At 34.1% G+C, this 18,100-nt stretch carries 23 protein-coding genes; 16 read left to right on the top strand and 7 right to left on the bottom strand.

The annotated features are described in order from the left end of the window. Positions 1 to 777, top strand: a complete 777-nt coding sequence (locus AC0IXC_RS06775) for a Cof-type HAD-IIB family hydrolase (protein ID WP_471652734.1) — start codon at positions 1 to 3, stop codon at positions 775 to 777. 7 nt (positions 778 to 784) lie between these two features. Here AC0IXC_RS06775 and AC0IXC_RS06770 read toward each other — a convergent pair whose 3' ends face one another. Further along, a complete protein-coding gene (locus AC0IXC_RS06770) occupies positions 785 to 1,246 on the bottom strand; it encodes a DinB family protein (protein WP_002086021.1) in 462 nt (153 codons plus the stop codon). Positions 1,247 to 1,417: 171 nt separating this feature from the next. Here AC0IXC_RS06770 and alr point away from each other — a divergent pair, with 171 nt between their 5' ends. Next, positions 1,418 to 2,593: an alanine racemase gene (gene alr / locus AC0IXC_RS06765; protein WP_471652733.1), complete on the top strand. Its 1,176-nt coding sequence runs from the start codon at positions 1,418 to 1,420 to the stop codon at positions 2,591 to 2,593. 31 nt (positions 2,594 to 2,624) lie between these two features. Here the strand turns inward: alr and AC0IXC_RS06760 are convergent, their stop codons facing one another. The 3 genes from AC0IXC_RS06760 to AC0IXC_RS06750 are packed head-to-tail and all read right to left on the bottom strand — an operon-like array spanning position 2,625 to position 5,120. Beyond that, positions 2,625 to 3,338, bottom strand: a complete 714-nt coding sequence (locus tag AC0IXC_RS06760) for a class I SAM-dependent methyltransferase (RefSeq protein WP_242247474.1) — start codon at positions 3,336 to 3,338, stop codon at positions 2,625 to 2,627. Then, positions 3,331 to 4,218: a GNAT family N-acetyltransferase gene (locus AC0IXC_RS06755; protein ID WP_242247473.1), complete on the bottom strand. Its 888-nt coding sequence runs from the start codon at positions 4,216 to 4,218 to the stop codon at positions 3,331 to 3,333. The genes AC0IXC_RS06760 and AC0IXC_RS06755 overlap by 8 nt, the downstream gene beginning before the upstream one ends. A gap of 23 nt (positions 4,219 to 4,241) precedes the next feature. Next, positions 4,242 to 5,120 (bottom strand): phosphotransferase, encoded by an 879-nt coding sequence (locus tag AC0IXC_RS06750; RefSeq protein WP_471652732.1) that lies wholly within the window; start codon positions 5,118 to 5,120, stop codon positions 4,242 to 4,244. Between the two features lie 383 nt (positions 5,121 to 5,503). On the opposite strand from AC0IXC_RS06750, the gene AC0IXC_RS06745 reads away from it, so the two are divergent. Together AC0IXC_RS06745 and AC0IXC_RS06740 are read left to right on the top strand one after the other, a co-directional pair. After that, on the top strand, positions 5,504 to 6,712 hold the full coding sequence (locus AC0IXC_RS06745; protein ID WP_471652731.1) for a macrolide family glycosyltransferase: 1,209 nt from the start codon (positions 5,504 to 5,506) through the stop codon (positions 6,710 to 6,712). Positions 6,713 to 6,881: 169 nt separating this feature from the next. Then, positions 6,882 to 7,739 (top strand): YitT family protein, encoded by an 858-nt coding sequence (locus AC0IXC_RS06740; RefSeq protein WP_002189389.1) that lies wholly within the window; start codon positions 6,882 to 6,884, stop codon positions 7,737 to 7,739. A gap of 46 nt (positions 7,740 to 7,785) precedes the next feature. On the opposite strand, the gene pdxR is transcribed toward AC0IXC_RS06740, so the two are convergent. Then, positions 7,786 to 9,186: a MocR-like pyridoxine biosynthesis transcription factor PdxR gene (gene pdxR / locus AC0IXC_RS06735; RefSeq protein WP_326996492.1), complete on the bottom strand. Its 1,401-nt coding sequence runs from the start codon at positions 9,184 to 9,186 to the stop codon at positions 7,786 to 7,788. A 131-nt stretch (positions 9,187 to 9,317) separates the two neighbouring features. Here pdxR and AC0IXC_RS06730 point away from each other — a divergent pair, with 131 nt between their 5' ends. The 7 genes from AC0IXC_RS06730 to AC0IXC_RS06700 all read left to right on the top strand — a co-directional run bounded on the left by AC0IXC_RS06730 (position 9,318) and on the right by AC0IXC_RS06700 (position 13,677). Then, positions 9,318 to 9,740: a GNAT family N-acetyltransferase gene (locus AC0IXC_RS06730; RefSeq protein WP_088032670.1), complete on the top strand. Its 423-nt coding sequence runs from the start codon at positions 9,318 to 9,320 to the stop codon at positions 9,738 to 9,740. Between the two features lie 150 nt (positions 9,741 to 9,890). Beyond that, positions 9,891 to 11,018 (top strand): metallophosphoesterase, encoded by a 1,128-nt coding sequence (locus AC0IXC_RS06725; protein WP_471652730.1) that lies wholly within the window; start codon positions 9,891 to 9,893, stop codon positions 11,016 to 11,018. Between the two features lie 232 nt (positions 11,019 to 11,250). Beyond that, complete coding sequence (locus tag AC0IXC_RS06720; protein ID WP_471652729.1) at positions 11,251 to 11,817, top strand: GNAT family N-acetyltransferase; 567 nt, start codon at positions 11,251 to 11,253, stop codon at positions 11,815 to 11,817. A 6-nt stretch (positions 11,818 to 11,823) separates the two neighbouring features. After that, positions 11,824 to 12,384, top strand: coding sequence for a 2'-5' RNA ligase family protein (locus AC0IXC_RS06715; protein WP_326996495.1), 561 nt, complete (start codon positions 11,824 to 11,826; stop codon positions 12,382 to 12,384). Continuing rightward, complete coding sequence (locus tag AC0IXC_RS06710; RefSeq protein WP_002127033.1) at positions 12,381 to 12,866, top strand: GNAT family N-acetyltransferase; 486 nt, start codon at positions 12,381 to 12,383, stop codon at positions 12,864 to 12,866. Before AC0IXC_RS06715 ends, AC0IXC_RS06710 begins: the two co-directional genes overlap by 4 nt. A gap of 12 nt (positions 12,867 to 12,878) precedes the next feature. After that, on the top strand, positions 12,879 to 13,235 hold the full coding sequence (locus AC0IXC_RS06705; protein ID WP_107887955.1) for a cupin domain-containing protein: 357 nt from the start codon (positions 12,879 to 12,881) through the stop codon (positions 13,233 to 13,235). 13 nt (positions 13,236 to 13,248) lie between these two features. Continuing rightward, a complete protein-coding gene (locus tag AC0IXC_RS06700) occupies positions 13,249 to 13,677 on the top strand; it encodes a GNAT family N-acetyltransferase (RefSeq protein ID WP_002031496.1) in 429 nt (142 codons plus the stop codon). A 64-nt stretch (positions 13,678 to 13,741) separates the two neighbouring features. Here AC0IXC_RS06700 and AC0IXC_RS06695 read toward each other — a convergent pair whose 3' ends face one another. Then, complete coding sequence (locus AC0IXC_RS06695) at positions 13,742 to 14,527, bottom strand: GNAT family N-acetyltransferase (protein WP_326996497.1); 786 nt, start codon at positions 14,525 to 14,527, stop codon at positions 13,742 to 13,744. 131 nt (positions 14,528 to 14,658) lie between these two features. Between AC0IXC_RS06695 and ytfJ the strand changes: the two genes are divergently transcribed. The 4 genes from ytfJ to AC0IXC_RS06675 all read left to right on the top strand — a co-directional run bounded on the left by ytfJ (position 14,659) and on the right by AC0IXC_RS06675 (position 16,675). Then, positions 14,659 to 15,084, top strand: a complete 426-nt coding sequence (gene ytfJ, locus AC0IXC_RS06690; protein WP_002127061.1) for a GerW family sporulation protein — start codon at positions 14,659 to 14,661, stop codon at positions 15,082 to 15,084. Positions 15,085 to 15,244: 160 nt separating this feature from the next. Then, positions 15,245 to 16,021 carry a hypothetical protein gene (locus tag AC0IXC_RS06685; RefSeq protein WP_002085994.1) on the top strand — a complete coding sequence of 259 codons (777 nt, stop codon included), beginning with the start codon at positions 15,245 to 15,247 and terminating at the stop codon, positions 16,019 to 16,021. Positions 16,022 to 16,072: 51 nt separating this feature from the next. Continuing rightward, positions 16,073 to 16,393, top strand: coding sequence for a hypothetical protein (locus AC0IXC_RS06680; RefSeq protein WP_002118741.1), 321 nt, complete (start codon positions 16,073 to 16,075; stop codon positions 16,391 to 16,393). Positions 16,394 to 16,462: 69 nt separating this feature from the next. Further along, the gene (locus tag AC0IXC_RS06675) at positions 16,463 to 16,675 is read left to right on the top strand and encodes a hypothetical protein (protein ID WP_002012518.1); all 213 of its coding nucleotides are present in this window, start codon (positions 16,463 to 16,465) and stop codon (positions 16,673 to 16,675) included. 30 nt (positions 16,676 to 16,705) lie between these two features. Here the strand turns inward: AC0IXC_RS06675 and AC0IXC_RS06670 are convergent, their stop codons facing one another. Continuing rightward, positions 16,706 to 17,044, bottom strand: coding sequence for a hypothetical protein (locus AC0IXC_RS06670; protein ID WP_001253195.1), 339 nt, complete (start codon positions 17,042 to 17,044; stop codon positions 16,706 to 16,708). 358 nt (positions 17,045 to 17,402) lie between these two features. Here AC0IXC_RS06670 and AC0IXC_RS06665 point away from each other — a divergent pair, with 358 nt between their 5' ends. Beyond that, the gene (locus tag AC0IXC_RS06665) at positions 17,403 to 18,083 is read left to right on the top strand and encodes a class I SAM-dependent methyltransferase (protein WP_002085991.1); all 681 of its coding nucleotides are present in this window, start codon (positions 17,403 to 17,405) and stop codon (positions 18,081 to 18,083) included. The last annotated feature ends 17 nt before the right edge of the window (positions 18,084 to 18,100 follow it).

The raw sequence follows: 18,100 nt of genomic DNA, 5'->3' as shown, positions 1-18,100 counted from the left end.
ATGTACAAAGTTGTATTTTTCGATGTGGATGGTACTCTTTTAAGTGAGATTGATAGAAGTATGCATGAAAGCACAAAAGAAGCGATACAAAGGTTAATAGATAAAGAAATTCACGTAGTTGTTACAACCGGGAGACCATATAGCTTATGTTCACAATTTAAAGAGCTGGGCATAAACACGTTTATTTCTGCAAATGGTGCACATATAAAATGTAGGGAAGAAGTTATACATAAATCGGTACTTTCAAGTGGAATTGTTCATGATATTTCAAATTTCGCTGAATTACATGGTCATAGTGTTTCTTATTTTACAGAAGAATTTGCTATGAATGGTGTTGCCTCGAAAGATGAACGTGTAATACGAGCACTAAACGAAACGTTAAATTTAGAGCAGTATCCTGACAAAGTCAGAAACTTGTTAGAAGAGGTTTATTGTGTATGTCTGTATGCTGATGAATCAGAAACTCAAAAATTTTTGAAAAGATATCCAATGCTTACGTTTGAACGTTTTCATGGTTACGTTATGAATGTGTTGGAAGATAATAAAGTATCGAAACTAACTGCAATTCAAAAGGTATTGGAACATCTGAAAATTTGTAAATCAGAAGCAATTGCTTTTGGTGACGGTGGAAATGATATTGAGATGTTACAGTATGTAGGACTAGGAATTGCGATGGAGAATGGCGGAGAAGAGTTAAAAACAAGAGCAGATTTCGTTACAAAGAAGGCGAGTGAAGGTGGTATTTTATTTGCCTTAAAAAAGTTTAATGTCGTCTAACATACCTTTATTGAAATAAAGGTATGTTAGGATCTTTAACGTGCTCACATAATAAAATATGAATTTGCCCGCGATGATGATAAAAATGTGCAACGATTTCAAGCAACCATTCGAATCGAGAGTAAGAAATACCCCAATAAGCAGTCATAATTTCCGCTAATTCTTCATTGGAATAGGATAAAAAAGTTTTCGAAAGTAAATCGTATCCTTGTATCATCGTTTGCTGTATTTGAGTAATTGTTTCTGGTGTTTGTTCTATATAAAAGGTATGTAAGTCTTTTTCCGTAATACCATTTAATATGAGTAAATCAGCATGGAAAATAAGGGAAAGATGTGTGCACATTTCAAATAATGACCGCTTTGATTCAATAGGCTTTATTTTCAAATCACTTTCAGTATATTGGTTCAGTATTTGAATGGAAGTATCGATAGCAATTTTAACTTGATTCAATGCAGATGGAACAAACATTGTAATTATTCTCACCTCCGTATATAATAGTTTCTTAAGGGTATTATATCATACTCAAAATTCCGAAAATTCTAGTAGTTTGACTAGCATAGTGAAAAGTATTATATTGTAAAAGGTCATATGAAACGTGAAATAGAATGGAATGTAATTATTGAGTTAGGAGTTAGACCAATGAGCTTGAAATATGGAAGAGATACAATTGTTGAAGTTGACTTAAATGCGGTAAAACATAATGTAAAAGAATTTAAAAAACGTGTGAATGATGAAAATATTGCAATGATGGCTGCTGTAAAAGCGAATGGGTATGGTCATGGGGCAGTTGAAGTTGCGAAATCGGCTATTGAAGCAGGAATAAACCAACTTGCAGTTGCATTTGTAGATGAAGCAATTGAATTAAGAGAAGCTGGAATCACTGTACCTATTTTAATTTTAGGATATACACCAGTAGCAGCTGTAGAAGATGTAATTCAATATGACGTTATGATGACTGTTTATAGAGTAGAAGATTTACAAGGTATAGATGAAGTTGCAAACCATCTTCAAAAGAAAGTGCGAATTCATGTGAAAATTGATACAGGAATGAGCCGTATTGGTTTACAGGAAGAAGAAGTTAAACCGTTTTTTGAAGAGTTAAAACGTATGCGATATGTAGAAGTAGTAGGGATGTTTACACATTACTCTACCGCTGATGAAATAGATAAAACTTATACAAATATGCAAACAAGTTTGTTTGAGAAAGCTGTAAATACAGCGGAAGAATTAGGAATTCATTTTCCATATATTCATAGTTCAAACAGTGCAGGATCAATGGAACTTAGTAACACATTTCAAAATATGGTTCGTGTCGGTATTGGAATTTACGGTATGTATCCTTCAAGAGAAGTGGATCATACAGTTGCTTCCTTACAGCCAGCGTTGTCTTTAAAATCAAAAGTAGCTCATGTTAAACATGCGAAGAAAAATCGTGGTGTTAGCTATGGGAATACTTATGTAACAACGGGCGAAGAATGGATTGCAACTGTACCGATTGGTTATGCTGATGGTTATAATCGTCAGCTATCTAATAAAGGGTATGCACTAATAAACGGAGTACGAGTACCTGTAATTGGCCGTGTTTGTATGGATCAGCTTATGCTAGATGTTACAAATGCAATGCCAGTACAAGTAGGAGACGAAGTTGTATTCTACGGCAAACAAGGTGAAGAAGAGATTGCGGTGGAAGAAATAGCAGATATGTTAGGTACAATTAATTATGAAGTTACATGCATGTTGGATAGAAGAATTCCACGTGTTTATAAAAAAAATGATGAAACGACTGCGGTTGTAAATATATTAAGAAAAAAATAAGAAAAAACTGAATCAATATGATTCAGTTTTTTTATTTTTGACAAATGAAAAATGTTCTATTTGTACCATGTAGTTGAATGTTTTTAAATCCTACAGATTCCAACGAAGAAATTATTTCTTCATTGGAGTAACAAGCTTCCTCAAAAGAAAAGTCACTTCTTTTCCAATTATCATTTATGTCATGTTTAAATAGAATGAAATTCATCTCTGCTCTGTGACTTTCATTATCATAAGTGGAATCGATGGTACAAACATATTCGCGTTCTGAAATATGAAAGGAAGCACTCCAATTTTCAAAAAAGCCTTTTTCCATATTCATATCAAATGCGAATGAGCCGCCATCATATAACGCAGAGTAAACGTTGTGAAAAGTATTTTTTAGTTCATCTAATTTCATAATGTGGTTTAAGCTATCGCCGGCTGAGATGACATAGTGGAATTGCTCATCTACTTTGAAATAGCGCGCATCATCAACAATGAAGGTTGCTTCTGATGCATTTTTACGTGCATGTGCAATCATTTGAGCTGAACCATCTATACCAGTTACAATGAAATTGTTATCGATTAATATTTTAGAAAGATGACCGGTTCCGCAGCAAAGATCTAATATGCGGGAGTGGGAACTGGCGTATTGTAAAATAAATTTATGATAGGCTGGATAGGAGTGTTCAGCAAAATGCCCCCAATACTTATTATAAATAGATGCGAAGATATCATAGTCCGAATAAATGATTTTATTAGACATAATAAGTCTCCTCATTTTCCAGCAATCCATAATAATCATACTTCGTCATAATTTCAAAACCACATTGTGTATATAGTTTTAAAGCATTGTTATTTTTCGTTTCGACGTCTAGTTGAATTGTTGAAACTCCTTCTGTAATAAGTGTATGTACCATATAACTAAGAATATCTTTACCATATCCTTTACCTTGATAAGAAGGATGAACTGCAAATCCTGATAGTGTAGTAGATTGCTCTTGCTCAGTAACTGTAATCGTTCCAATTGCTTTTTCATTAATAAGAGCAATGTAAACTTGATGAGAAGGTGAATTCATCATTTTCTGTAACCATGTAGCGGTATTCTCTACAGAATCTCCAAAGGCTTTACTGGAAATTTCAATAAGATTAAGAAGTGATTCTGAAGATGCAAGAGTGAGCTGTATAGTATTCTTTGTTGTTTTTTGCACTTCTTTTGCTTTGAACTCCATACTATATTCACTATATAAATAAGGTAACTTCATTTGTTTTGCAAATTCTTTCCCAGAAGCAGAATCCCCATTCAAAATAAGAAGAGCTTCATCTGCCTCTCTTATTCGTATTTCTTTCATTGCGGTTTGTAAAAGAGTGGTGCCTATATGTTGTTTCCTATAGTTTGGATGAACAAACCCTATTAACTCCAGTTTTGTCGGTCTTTCAAAGTCATACATACTTAATGCACCAATTAATTGAGTACCATCATAAAATATAAAATCATTTATCCTTTCTTTATTACGGGCAGTTAAAAAGTTGACATGTAAATCTGACGAATAATCAATTTGATCGTGTTGTCCGCAAATATGAGCTAAATCTTTCATTTGCTGAATTTCGTTTGCTGTTAAAGATTTCTTTTTTTCAATATTCATTTCATAATCCCTCTCATTCGTATTTAAAAATAGGATGGATGACTTAGCCACTTTTCTAACTCCACATTGCCCTGAACAGATAATAACCGGTACAAATATCGATAGGGGTGTCTACATTCTTCAAGACGAGGAATGGGCATAATGGTTTCGTAACCTTGTTTAAAAGCATGAGCCTCTTTTTCTGTAAGTACATATTCTAATCCAATAAAATCAAACTCTCGTGGAGAAATTGCATAAGCCTCTGTATCTACTAAACCAGTAATAGATTCTCCATCTGATAAAAACTGAGTAGGATCCATATCAATTAAAACAAGTGTAGATTCCTTCGGTGACGGCAAGGAAGAGAGCTGTGACTCAAAAGTATGAAATGCGTTTTGGATGCTCGCGTTATCGGAATAGAACTTATTTACAAGATCTTTACTGACTTTTAATATGTGAGACTTAAATTCTTCTAGTGGAATGTGGAAATTATTTGATGGGTTTCCTATAAACTCTGCTTGAAACGAATGAATTTCTGCTAGTCCTTTTCCAAGGCTGAATAAAATAGAATCAGGTTGTCCGATAAATGATTGCAGCGTATTTCCGGTTAGTTTTTCGACGATTACATACTCTCGCTCATTTAAAACATGTTTTTGCAAAATAGTCGGGATGGGTAAGGTAGTATGCTTTTTCAATAATGCGTGTATTGTTTCTAAATGATGTACATGCCTTGGATCAATTCCAAAAAGATTTTTACATCCCCACCAAAAATCATTGTCGGGCTCTTCAGTCATTTTTGAGGAACGAACAATAACTTCTTCAGCTTCTGTTTTAACAAGAAACACGTCGCTTGCATGGTCTACATAGCCTGGATGCAAAGTTTGAACAGATAAAATGGGTGAAGTGAACAATTGTTGTAGCATGAAAGAGCTCCTTTTTCTGTAAATTCTATAAATTCATTATATAACAGAATATGTACCAAGTGGATAATGATGGGGACAACATAGAACTTAAATAAATTTATGGTGAGAAATCAGTGTGAAAATTATATTTTTCTAGTTTTGTATGAATTATCAAAATAATGTTTCTGATGATAAATCTGTAAAAATGCCTGAATGTAAATCCCGTATTTTTCAATAAATGAAAGGTTAAGCCTACTTTTATAAGAGTTATAATGTAGGTTATGAAAAATATTTCTCAATTATAAAATGAAGAGAAAAATATGAAGAAGTAGAATAGATTACTTAATAGTTTTAAATTAATTAATATGATTAACTATTAATTATATTAGATAGGAGAGAATATTATGGCAAATGTACTCGTAATAAATTTCCCTGGAGAAGGTCATATAAATCCGACTTTAGCTATTGTAAGTGAGTTAATTCGGCGAGGGGAAACAGTTGTTTCGTATTGTATTGAAGATTATAGAAAGAAGATTGAAGCAACAGGTGCAGAATTCCGAGTGTTTGAGAATTTTCTCTCTCAAATTAATATTATGGAACGAGTAAATGAAGGTGGGAGTCCTTTGACGATGCTATCTCATATGATTGAAGCATCAGAGCGTATTGTTACTCAAATTGTAGAAGAAACAAAAGGGGAAAAGTACGATTACTTGATATACGATAATCATTTTCCAGTAGGACGTATTATAGCGAATGTTTTAAAATTACCTAGCGTTTCTTCTTGTACAACGTTTGCTTTTAATCAGTACATTACTTTTAATGATGAACAAGAATCGAGACAAGTAGATGAAACTAATCCATTATATCAATCTTGTTTAGCGGGAATGGAAAAATGGAATAGGCAGTATGGAATGAAATGTATTAATATGTATGATATTATGAATCATCCTGGTGATATTACTATTGTATATACTTCAAAGGAATATCAGCCCCGTTCAGATGTATTCGATGAATCGTATAAGTTTGTCGGTCCATCAATTGCTACTCGAAAAGAAGTAGATAGCTTTCCTATGGAAGGTTTAAAAGATAAACAATTGATTTTCATTTCTATGGGAACAGTTTTTAATGAACAACCTGAGTTATATGAAAAATGTTTTGAAGCGTTTAAAGATGTAGAAGCGACAGTCCTATTAGTTGTTGGTAAGAAGATAAATATAAGTCAATTTGAAAACATTCCGAATAACTTTAAGTTGTATAATTATGTGCCGCAATTAGAAGTATTACAGTACGCTGATGTATTCGTGACACATGGTGGTATGAATAGTTCGAGTGAAGCACTATATTACGGTGTCCCGTTAGTTGTAATTCCGGTAACAGGAGATCAGCCTTTAGTTGCGAAACGAGTGAGTGAAGTAGGAGCTGGAATAAGGCTTAATCGTAAAGAATTAACTTCTGAATTGTTACGTGAGACTGTAAAGAAAGTAATGTATGATGTAACGTTTAAGGAAAATAGTCGTAAAGTTGGAGAGTCACTTCGAAATGCTGGTGGGTATAATAGAGCAGTTGATGAAATATTTAAAATGAAAGTGAATTCATACTTAAAACTTAAATAAATGTTTGGAGCACACTTACTGAAATACGTAAGTGTGTTTTTATAAATAAATTACATAAAAAATCACTATAAAGGTGAAACTTTTGTGTATATAAACTGATATCTTTGAATTAGTAGTAAAATTACGTTAAAATAATACTAAGAAAATATATAAGTTTTGGGGGTAATGAATGAAAAAATTATTCGAATACGTATTATTAACAATTGGATCCATTATTGTAGCGGGCTCACTAGAGCTTATTTTAGCGCCTAATGGCCTAGTAGACGGTGGGGTAACTGCGATTGCTATTATGGCAAATAAAGTTGCAGGATTACCGCTTTACGGAGTGTTTTTAGGACTTAATATTCCTATTTTGTTATTTACTGCAAAAGTAATGGGAAAGAAGTTCTTCATCCGTACATCCTATGCAAATGTTGTTACAACACTTGGATTGATTTATTTAAAGCCATTTCCAGCAATTACGACTTCGGAATTATTAATTGTACTTTATGGAGGAGTTCTATTTGGTGTTGGTGTTGGGATTGTTGTAAAAATGGGCGGAGCAATTGATGGATCAGAAATGTTAGCTGTTTGGATGAACAAGCATTTTAAAGTACCAATTAGTACATTTTTACTTGCTGTAAATGCGGTTATTTTCATTTTTGTTGCCATTTTATTTTCAATCGAACAAGCGATGTTCTCATTAGCTATTTTCTATATTGTTACGAAAATGATTGATTTCATATTAGATGGTATTAATCAAGGAAAGAGCGTTATGATTATTTCTGGGAAAAATAAAGAAATAGGCGATTTGCTTATGAAAGAATTGCAATTATCCGTTACGTATCTACATGGAGAAGGTGGTTTTTTAGGAGAGCACAAGAAAATCATTTATTGTATTACAAACCGTTTCATTTATCCAAAAATGAAAGATCTCGTTCTCTCTGTAGATCCAACCGCTATAATTGAAGCTTCTTATTCAACAGAAACAACTGGTGTTAAGCGTCCAGGAAGGACAGCGAGATCAGGGCAAGTATCAGAAAAATAGTGACTAAAAATAACTCCACGTAAGTATAACTTACGTGGAGTTATTTTTAGTTAGGGAACCAGACTTTTTTCAGTAATTTGACAACCGTTTCGATACTATCTTCGGGAATACTGCCGAAACCGAGTAATACATATGACGCCTCTCTTAAATTATGTACAGAATCATATGTGGAGAGAGGATACAACTTGATTCGCTGTTTTGCAGCAGCATGAATAAGTTCTTGTTCGTTCATCCCATTATGAACATGAAGTACGATATGAAGCCCTGATTGTTCACCGAGTATATGAACGTTATTGCCCATTTCATTTGTAATAGATTTAACTAAAGAAATATGTTTTCTTTTATATAACGTACGACTACGGTTCAAATGGCGCTCCCAATCACCATTGTGAATAAAGGTTGCAAAAGCGAGTTGCTGTATTGTGGAAACAGTTTGTTTAAACTTACCTTCAAGCTCTGTATAGATTTTTAATAGATGAGGTGGTAAAACGATATACCCCATTCGCAAAGAAGGTAAAAAGGATTTCGAGAAAGTTCCCATATAAATAACGCGTTCATTTGAATCTAGTCCCTGTAAAGAGGGGATAGGTTTTCCTACATAACGAAATTCCCCGTCATAATCATCTTCAATAATATATCCTTCGCAATCATTGGCCCATCTTAATAATTCGAGCCTTCTAGATAATGGCATAATCATTCCAAGAGGAAATTGGTGAGATGGAGTGACGTATGCTACATTAGCACTTGATTCACGTAAAGCTGAAATATGAAGCCCTTTATCATCTAGAGGTATAGGGTGAACAGGAAGAGCAGAGCTTTGAATCATAGCAGTTATACGGTGAAATCCAGGGTTTTCGATTCCATATTCTTTTTTTGAACCAAGCAGTTGAAGTAGTAGCCAAAGAAGAGGCTGCGTACCGGCTCCGATAATAATTTGATCAGGTGAAGAATGTACCCCGCGGGCATGGTATAAATATTTTGAAATATGCTCTCGTAAAACGAACTCACCTTGAGGATCTTCTCTAGCAAATAATTCATTTTCATACTGGAATAAAGTTTCTTGTAATGCTCTTTTCCAGTTTGTAATTGGAAAAGCTTTTTGATCAATAAGGCCTTGGCTACAATCATAGTCATATTGTTCATTTTTAATATTGTTAACGCTGTTTGACGCAACGTGTTGTTTATTTTGAATGACATCAATATCAACTTCCACAACAAAAATCCCGCGCTTCGGTTTACTTTCTACATAACCTTCAGCTAGTAATTGTTGATAAGCAGATTCAACAGTAATACGGCTAACATTAAGTTGTATCGCTAAATTTCTGTGAGAAGGAAGGCGTGTACCGGCAGGCAGTGATCCCTGAGAGATTTCTCGTTTCATATATTCGTAAATTTGTAAATAAATTGGTGTTTTACTTTCTAATTGTAATGGGATAGTAAGATCCATTCTAAGAATTCTCCTTTAAAAACTGGCCATATAAAAAATAATCGAACTGTCACTTAAGTTAAGGGCAGTTACTTTTTATAATGATGATACAACATTTAGAAAATTTAATAAATAAAAAGAGGAGAATCAAAATGAATATTAGAGAAATAGTAACAGAAGCTGATTTACATGATGTATTCCCTGTATTACAGCAATTACGAACAAAAATTTCAAGAGAAGAAGCAAGTTCTTTATTTCAAAAAATGAAAAAAGAAAATTATAAACTACTCTCGTTACAGAATGAAGATGACGAAGTTGTTAGTCTAGCTGGTGTAGCGATTTGTACGAATTTTTATAATGAGAAACATGTTTTCGTATATGATCTTGTAACTGCAGAAGCTCACAGATCAAAAGGATATGGTAAGGTTCTGCTGTCATATGTAGAAAAGTGGGGGGAAGAAAAAGGGTGCAGTTCTATCGTTCTTACATCAGCGTTTCCAAGAGCTGATGCACATCGTTTTTATGAAAGAGAAGGCTATGATAAGGTAAGTTATTCTTTTTATAAAGAGTTATAATATTAAGTAGGTTCTATGTGAGGTAACATATAGAACCTACTTTTATTTAGAAGTTTAAGATGAAGAGGGTTAATTGCTTATTTTGTCGAATAGTTTCTTTATAATTGAGACGATAATATTGAATGTAAAGAAGGTTAGGGGAGTTCATACTTGGAAAAAATTCAGAAACTATTAATCCCAAAAGGTGTAAGAGTTATCGTAATATCTGATATTCATGGCGAATTAAATCTTTTAAAGGAATTATTACATAAAGTTAATTTTAAAGATGAAGATTATTTAATTATTAATGGTGATCTTTGTGAGAAAGGAAGAAATAGCATTGGCGTCGTAAACTATGTGATGGATCTAGTAGTTAGCAAGCCAAATGTTTATGTAATTGAAGGGAATTGTGAAGCTGTAGTTGAAGCGCTTGTAAATGAAAATCCTGCGCTAATAAATTATTTATGTACGAGAAAGAATACAATTTTTAATGAATGGTTAGCGAAATTGAACGTTACCGTTAATGAAGAAAGTGATATTTGTGAAGTGAAAAAAATATTGATGAGCCATTTTTCAAAAGAAATAAAGTGGCTAACAGAATTGCCAACTGCTATTGAAACTGATGATTATATCTTTGTACATGCTGGCCTTGAAGATAGAGAGAATTGGAGACAAACAGACAGGAAAAATGCAATTGCAATGCCGGAGTTTTTTAATAAGTCACATAGAGCGGATAAGTACGTAATTGTTGGACATTGGCCTGTTGTGAACTATTCCGAGGAGGCGCCGTCTAACAATCCAGTTATTGATAAGGAGAAAAAAATTATTGCGATTGATGGTGGTAATGCGATTAAAGAAGCAGGGCAATTAAATGCATTTATTATTCAGAGGACAACTTCAGGTGATACGTTTTCTTATACATATGTAGATCATTTTCCGCAGTATGAAGTATTGGCCGATTTTAATGCGAATTCAGTAATGCAGGGCGAGGTTACATATCCGCATTATTATATAGAGCCTGTGGAGAGAATGAAAGGTTTTACCGTATGTAAACAACTAGGAACAAATGAATTACTTCATGTGAAAAACGAGTATATAAAGCAACTTGAATCAGGTGAGTATACAGTGAAAACGGATATTTCTTGTGCACAATTAAGCGTTAGAAACGGGGATGTTGTTTCTCTCATTGATGGTAGTTGTGTCGGATATGATTTAATTAAAAAAGATGGTGTAGAAGGCTGGATAGAGAAAGGAATTCTACTTGAGATAGAAAAGAAGAGGAATACAATATTTAGCTAAAATGGGAGGGATATAACCTCCTATTTTTTATTAACTATGTTACGAGTTCGTACTTCATCTGATTTTTTCCGAAGTTCCGTTTCTAAATTAAACTCGAAAAAATAGGCTAATTTACATAAATAATTCGTATTTTATAACAAAATTATACAATATAATAAATGATATTTGTTTTGATTTTTCTGAAAAAATATTATAATTGTATATGAAATAAAGAGGAATGTAGGAGGGAATTATGCAAAACGTTATATTAAAGGGGAACAAAGTTACAATTCGTACAATTGAAGAATCAGATATAAAAACATTATGGAGCTTCATATATAAAGAAGAAAATCCAGAGTGGAAAAAATGGGATGCACCGTATTTTCCGTTCTCAATGCAAGAATATTCGTCCTATAAAGAGAAGATGCAAACTCGTTTACAAGAAGAACCGCTATCAAATTTAATAATAGAAAATAACGGTCAAATTATAGGGACAGTCGGATTTTATTGGGAACATAAACCGACGCGTTGGTTAGAAATGGGAATCGTAATTTATGACCCAGCATACTGGAATGGTGGATATGGTACAGAAGCATTAAAACTATATAGAGATTTGCTATTTGAAAATATGGAGATTGGTAGAGTAGGACTTACGACTTGGTCTGGTAATGAACGAATGATGAAAGTAGCGGAGAAAATAAGAATGCGATTAGAAGGTAGAATGCGAAAATGCCGTTATTATAACGGGACATACTATGACTCTATTCGAATGGGAATGATTCGTGAAGAGTGGGAAGCGCTATGTGTAACGAAGGGGTGAGGAAGCATGTACGCAATTATTGCTACATTGGATAGTGTGTTTACTAATAAAATTAAAGAATTGCAAAATGAATTAACAAATATAATTGGAATAAATCAACTAGCTGGAGTAGAACCACATATTACATTGGCTGATTATAATGAGTTAGATGTTAATTTATATACGAAGAAATTAGAGGAGTTTGTAGTTTTTCAAGAGAACATCTCCGCTGTAACTTTTCCTTCAGTTGGAACTTTTCCTACTAACGGAACGATCTTTCTAGCACCAACCATTACTGATGAATTATTAAGACTTCATCATTCTTATCATGATTATTTCAAAACTTTTCATGATAATCCACAGTCCTATTACGTTCCAGGAAAATGGATTCCGCATTGCACGATTGCTAATGGGTTAAATTCAAATCAATTTTTAAGTGTAATGGAATATATATATGAAAAATTTAATGTTACACTAGCTTCGATTGAGAAGTTAAAATTAATTAAGGTAAATTATGAAGATGGTTCTGCCGTTTCTTCTAGTATTTTAGCAGAGTGTAATTTAAAGAGAATGGAGACATCGAGATGACATATGTAATTAGAGAAATGAAGCAAGAAGATATTCATGCTGTACAAAACGTAGCGAAAATAGCTTGGCATGATACTTACGAAGGAATTATTCCGGGAGAGATTCAAGACAACTTTTTAAATGAAGCGTATTCCGATGAAAAAATGAAATATCGTCTTGAAAATACACATTTATTTGTTGCGGAAGAAGAGGGAGAAGTAATTGGCTTTGCAAATTTTTCACCAATTAGACTGCAAAACGAAGCAGAATTAGGTGCAATTTATTTGTTGCCAGATCAGCAAGGGAAAGGGATAGGGACAGCTTTGTTACAAAAAGGGATCACGACGTTAAAAGGGATTCGAAAAATGTACATTCATGTAGAAGCGGAAAATGAAAAAGGAAAACGATTTTATGAAGCAAAAGGTTTTGCGGCTTTAGAGCAATTTGAAGAAGATTTCGAAGGACATATGCTGCAAACAGTGAGAATGGTTTTATACATATAAGGAGGATCAGAAATGAAAATTTTTGATTTCAGTGAAAAAGTGGGAGAGCATATATCAGCATTTCAATCTAACTTTATAATGTCAAAAATATTAAAACATCAAGGGAATATACATATCGGTGCCATGCATTTACAAGAGAATGGAATTATCGGATATCATGAAGCAGTTGTATCTCAACTGCTTCTTATTGTGGATGGTGAAGGATATGTATGCGGGGCAGATAAAGAAAAAGTGAAGGTGGAAGCTGGACAAGCTGTGTTTTGGGAGAAGGGTGAGTTTCATGAGACGAGTACGGAAAAGGGCTTGATGGCAATTGTAATTGAGTCGGAGGGACTTGAAAATGGTATTTCAATGATGATTAGAGGGTAGGAGGGAGAAAGGAATGATTACAAAAGCGAATGAGAAAGAAACGGAAAAAATATTACATTATGCAGCTCAATCACTTTTCGAAGGAACGAGAGGGAATTGTCAGTTAAGTAAAGAAAAAGCGATTGAAATTACAAAGCCAATAATAGAAAAAGGGGCATATTATTTAGTCATTAAAGAAGAAAATAAAGTAATGGGATGGATATTAATAGGGGAAAATACAGACTATTTTTCTCGTGAAAAACTTGGATTTATATATGAGCTGTATGTGTTTTCAGAATATCGCGGGAGAGGATTATCGCGAGAATTGATGGAGGCTGGCATTAAGGAATTGAAGGAGAAGTATTCCGAAATTCGTTTGAACGTATTTGCTGGAAATTTTGCAAAAGAGATGTACGAAGAATTTGGGTTCATTGAAAGACAAGTAATTATGACTTTGAAGTGAGAAAATATTTCAAGCTGGAATAGCAAAATATAAAATAAAAGAAGCCGATGAATAAATCGGCTTTTTAACGATACATCGTCCACATTCCAATATCTTTAAACCCTAAACTTTTATAAATTCGTCCAGCAGCTGGATTGTTATAAAATAAGCAAAGCGTTCGGCCTTCTTTCGTAAAGTCTTGAATCATTTTTTGTAATATGAGTGAAGCATATCCATTTCCGCGGTAATTCGGGTGTGTACATACACCAACTACCATAGCGGATAATGAATTTTCAGCGGAAGTTGAGGAGGATGCGATGATTGCGCCGTCTTTTTCAATATAATATGTACGTCCTGTATTTGTTTCGATAGCTTGCCTTAACATTTTTTCTGATTCATTAGCAGCCGGGAATTCAGCGATGTCACTTCGTAATTTCATAATTCGTTCTATATCATCGAGTGAGGCAAGTTTAATTGTTTCATGAATTGGTGTGCTAGGTAAGTTGCTGTCATTTAGACATTCGCAAAAATACATTTCATTTTTGGCGCCTAGTTGTACACTTGGAGCAGTTTCAAATCTTTCTACAATAGTTGACTTGCCAGAGAGTTTAAGCGGCTTATATGCGGAAAGAAGTGCCTCATAGTCAGCGACTATAAACTCTCCTTTACTATACGGTATAAATGTTTCATGGAAGCGTAGCAAAATTGATTTTAATGTTCCGTTCTCTTTGAATGCGCCCCATAATTCTTGAAAATCTGTATCATAACCGAAAGCTTCAATATCTCCAATGATAAACAAGTTAAGGGCTGCTTCTTCTTTTAGGTAAGCGAATACTTGTTCATGATCTTTCTTTGTTAATTTTCTCATCATAAAAAATCGACCTCTTTTTTATTTTTCTAAATATTATAACTTAAGTTTTTTGAAATCAATATAAAATTTTATGTTTAGTTCACAAACTTTCGGAAAAACTAGGAAAGATATGACAAAGGAGGTTATGAACGGTGGATCATCCAATTCAAGGATTAATGAAAGCAGCAATGGAAAATTTGAAGGAAATGGTCGATGTAAATACGATTGTTGGAGAGCCTGTTCAAACGGCTGACGGTGGTGTAGTGTTAACGGTTTCTAAAGTAGCGTTCGGTTTTGGAGCAGGAGGTTCTGATTTCCAGACGAATGATGGACAAAGAGCGAACGGTAACCCTGCATTTGGTGGCGGTAGTGCGGGTGGTGTTTCTATTACACCAGTAGCATTTCTTGTAGTGAATAAAGATGGAGTAAATATTCTACATCTACAAAATGCGACACATTTAGCAGAAAAAATAATTGAATTAGCTCCACAAACAATTGATAAAATTCAATCGATGTTCCAAACAGATGAAAAGAAAGAGGGAAATCATCACCCTCAAAACCCAGATGAAATCCTTTAAAAACGCCTGCTCATAAGCAGGCGTTTTTTCTTGTAATCAGTATGTAATAAAACACATGAAATTGTAAATAGTTTTTGAAGTTTTTTCTATGTTTCTAAAATTTTTCATGTTAAAATATGCTATAGAATTGAAACATATAAAACGAAGGTGGCTAGGTGCTTTGTCTGGAGGATCTGACCAAGTAAACAATATGATATATATTAATGGTAATCGTCGGGGTCATTGTTTTATTACATCTGGAATTACGTTTAAAGAGTTTGCAAGTAACATCCCTTCACCGCTTCATCAAGTATTGCTTTTAAAGCATAATTTTGAGTGGACAGATTTTCATTATCATACTTTATTTGAATATGTTGAGGAAGAAAACATACATAAACTCATTCAAGCAGAGATTGATGAATTTGATGAATTTTGTTGGGTAGATTTCGATGATGCAAGCGATTTAGATGAGTTAGAGCCAAAAGAAATTGCAGAATTATTATATTTGGCTCACAAAAAAGAACCACTTGGAAGAACGTTCTTCCCATTGTTGAAGAATAGATTCGTTTATTTTTCACATGATGACGGTTGGTACAACAAAGTGTATTACCGTAGAATCGGTGATTTTGTAGGAATGCTAAGTAAAGTCATTCCATATAAACTCGGTTCGTTTGGAAAGAAACGTTTTACTTTCTTCCAAAAATCAAAAATTTTCCCAGCAATTTCAAAGGAAGTTATCCTTGGGCTTATGCCGTTAATGGAAGATGGATTATACATTGATTTAGCGGGGAAAATTGAGTCGAGAAGAGGTCTTGAAATTCCGGTATATGTAGTAGGATCATTCGAAAGTACGGATGAGGTACTAGATAATATCGATGAATTGAAAGCGGAAGCAACAGAAACGGGTTGGCTCATTTTTGATAAGAAAGAACAAGAGTGGCAATGGGTTGTAGACTAAGAAAACTTGGCGCATGAAGTCAAGTTTTCTTGTTTTTTGAAAGGAGAACAAATGAAGAAATATTATACAATTGTGGGTATTGTAAGTATTATTCTCGTGGCAATATTACTTATAACTTGTCCGAAAGAATCAGATTTTAAATTGTATTTAGAGGATAAGTATGCATTGAAATGTGACGAGAGTAGCTTTGAATGCACGCAAAATGTAGATGAAAAAAAAGAGAAATTACAGTTTGAAAGTATTGATGCACGAAATGGTGTTTTCTTTATGACTGTAAAGCAAACGTATAAAACAGAAGCTGGTGTTACGAAAGAATATAGCGGAGTAGGTATATTCGGTACATTTCTTTTTGTTTCAGAGAAGACTTTCTAGTAATAGAAGGTCTTTTTTTTATGCTTATGTTCATATAGATGAAGTAAGACAAGCATAGGAGGGGTATTGATGAAGAAGGGATGTATCGTTTGTGGTGGTGAGGAGTTTTTTTCTTCAACATTATATGCACGTACGAAACAAGATTGGGCATATGCGCCAAACATGTACCGATTTGAAAAGGTGTTTATTGAGCATAGAGATGAAGAAAATTATCCAGTTTTTCAAGAAATTACAGCGAAGCATTGTTGTGGATGCGGTCATATCATGTTGTATCATGAATGAACACACCAAGTATAACTTGGTGTGTTTTTTTTAAAACGCTGACAAAGCAAGCGGATAGAGTAAAGTAAATAAAACAGAAAAACTACCAAAACCAATTGCGGTATATCCAAGTGTTCTCGCTCCAAAATTGACAGCTAATAAGCCAACTAAAATAGCAAGGGAGCCGAGTGTAACAGGATAAAAAGCAATGGAGAATAACGAAAGAAATAATGCGACATAGCCGATCATTGCACCGGTATTTGTACCTTCTATTTCATTTGCAATTTCTTTGCGCTCATGTCTAATCGGAATACCAGCCGGAGATATTTCAGCTGCATACTCTTCGTTTTTTTCACCACTTTTAAAATGATGATTTCTCTTTCTTCGCATGTACATCCCTCTCTTTCAATTGGGTGTATCTATAGTATCTTTCATAAGGAGCAGAACATGAGTATGAGTTAAACCCAAGTAAAGCAAAAATTGGAGAAAATAGATTCCGTTGTTATCCTGTTTATCCCGCTATTTGCCATGCAGTAAGACCCCCGCCTCAAAATTCGGCTGGAGCAAAGAAGTTAGATGGGAGTCGAGCTGCCAGTGAAAGCCCGATTGCTCAAATAATAATCAGTGGGGGACGAACAAACACTCCCACTGATTAAAGTTTCACTTTATCTCCTTATGAAGATAAACAGGGATTTTGGAACATGATGTAGAATGAAATGAATGATAATACGTGAAGGTAGGGGAATGTATGGCGAAGTTTAATTGGCATGAATCGGCAGAGAAAAAATGGGATAACAATGCAGAGTTTTGGAATCAAAATAGTCAAGAAATGTGGGATAGCGGGAGCAGGAGTACAATCATTCCATTTTTTGAGCAGTACGTGGAAAAGGAAGTACAAGTGTTAGATGTTGGCTGTGGTGATGGGTATGGTACATATAAATTAAGTCTTACTGGCTACAAAGCGGTTGGGGTGGACTTATCGGAAGTTATGATTCAAAAGGGTAAGGAGCGCGGAGAAGACCCAAACTTATCTTTTATAAAAGGTGATCTTTCTTCATTACCATTTGAAAATGAGAAATTTGAAGCAATTATGGCAATTAATTCTTTAGAATGGACCGAGGAGCCGTTGCGAGCATTAAATGAAATAAAGCGTGTTTTAAAGAAAGATGGATACGCATGTATTGCAATTTTAGGACCGACAGCAAAACCGAGAGAGAACAGTTATCCGCGCCTATATGGCAAAGACGTTGTTTGCAATACGATGATGCCTTGGGAATTTGAACAGTTAGCAAAAGAACAAGGATTTGAAGTTGTAGATGGTACCGGCGTATATAAGCGCGGAGTAAATGAGAAGATGTTAGGTCAGCTACCTACAGAGTTACAACAAGCGTTAACATTTTTATGGGTATTTATGTTAAAAAACGTATAACAAAATTGAAGGGTTTT

Source organism: Bacillus sp. AC266 (assembly GCF_979253805.1).
Note: the sequence above shows the minus strand (reverse complement) of the source record. Positions and strands in the feature narration are given on the sequence as shown.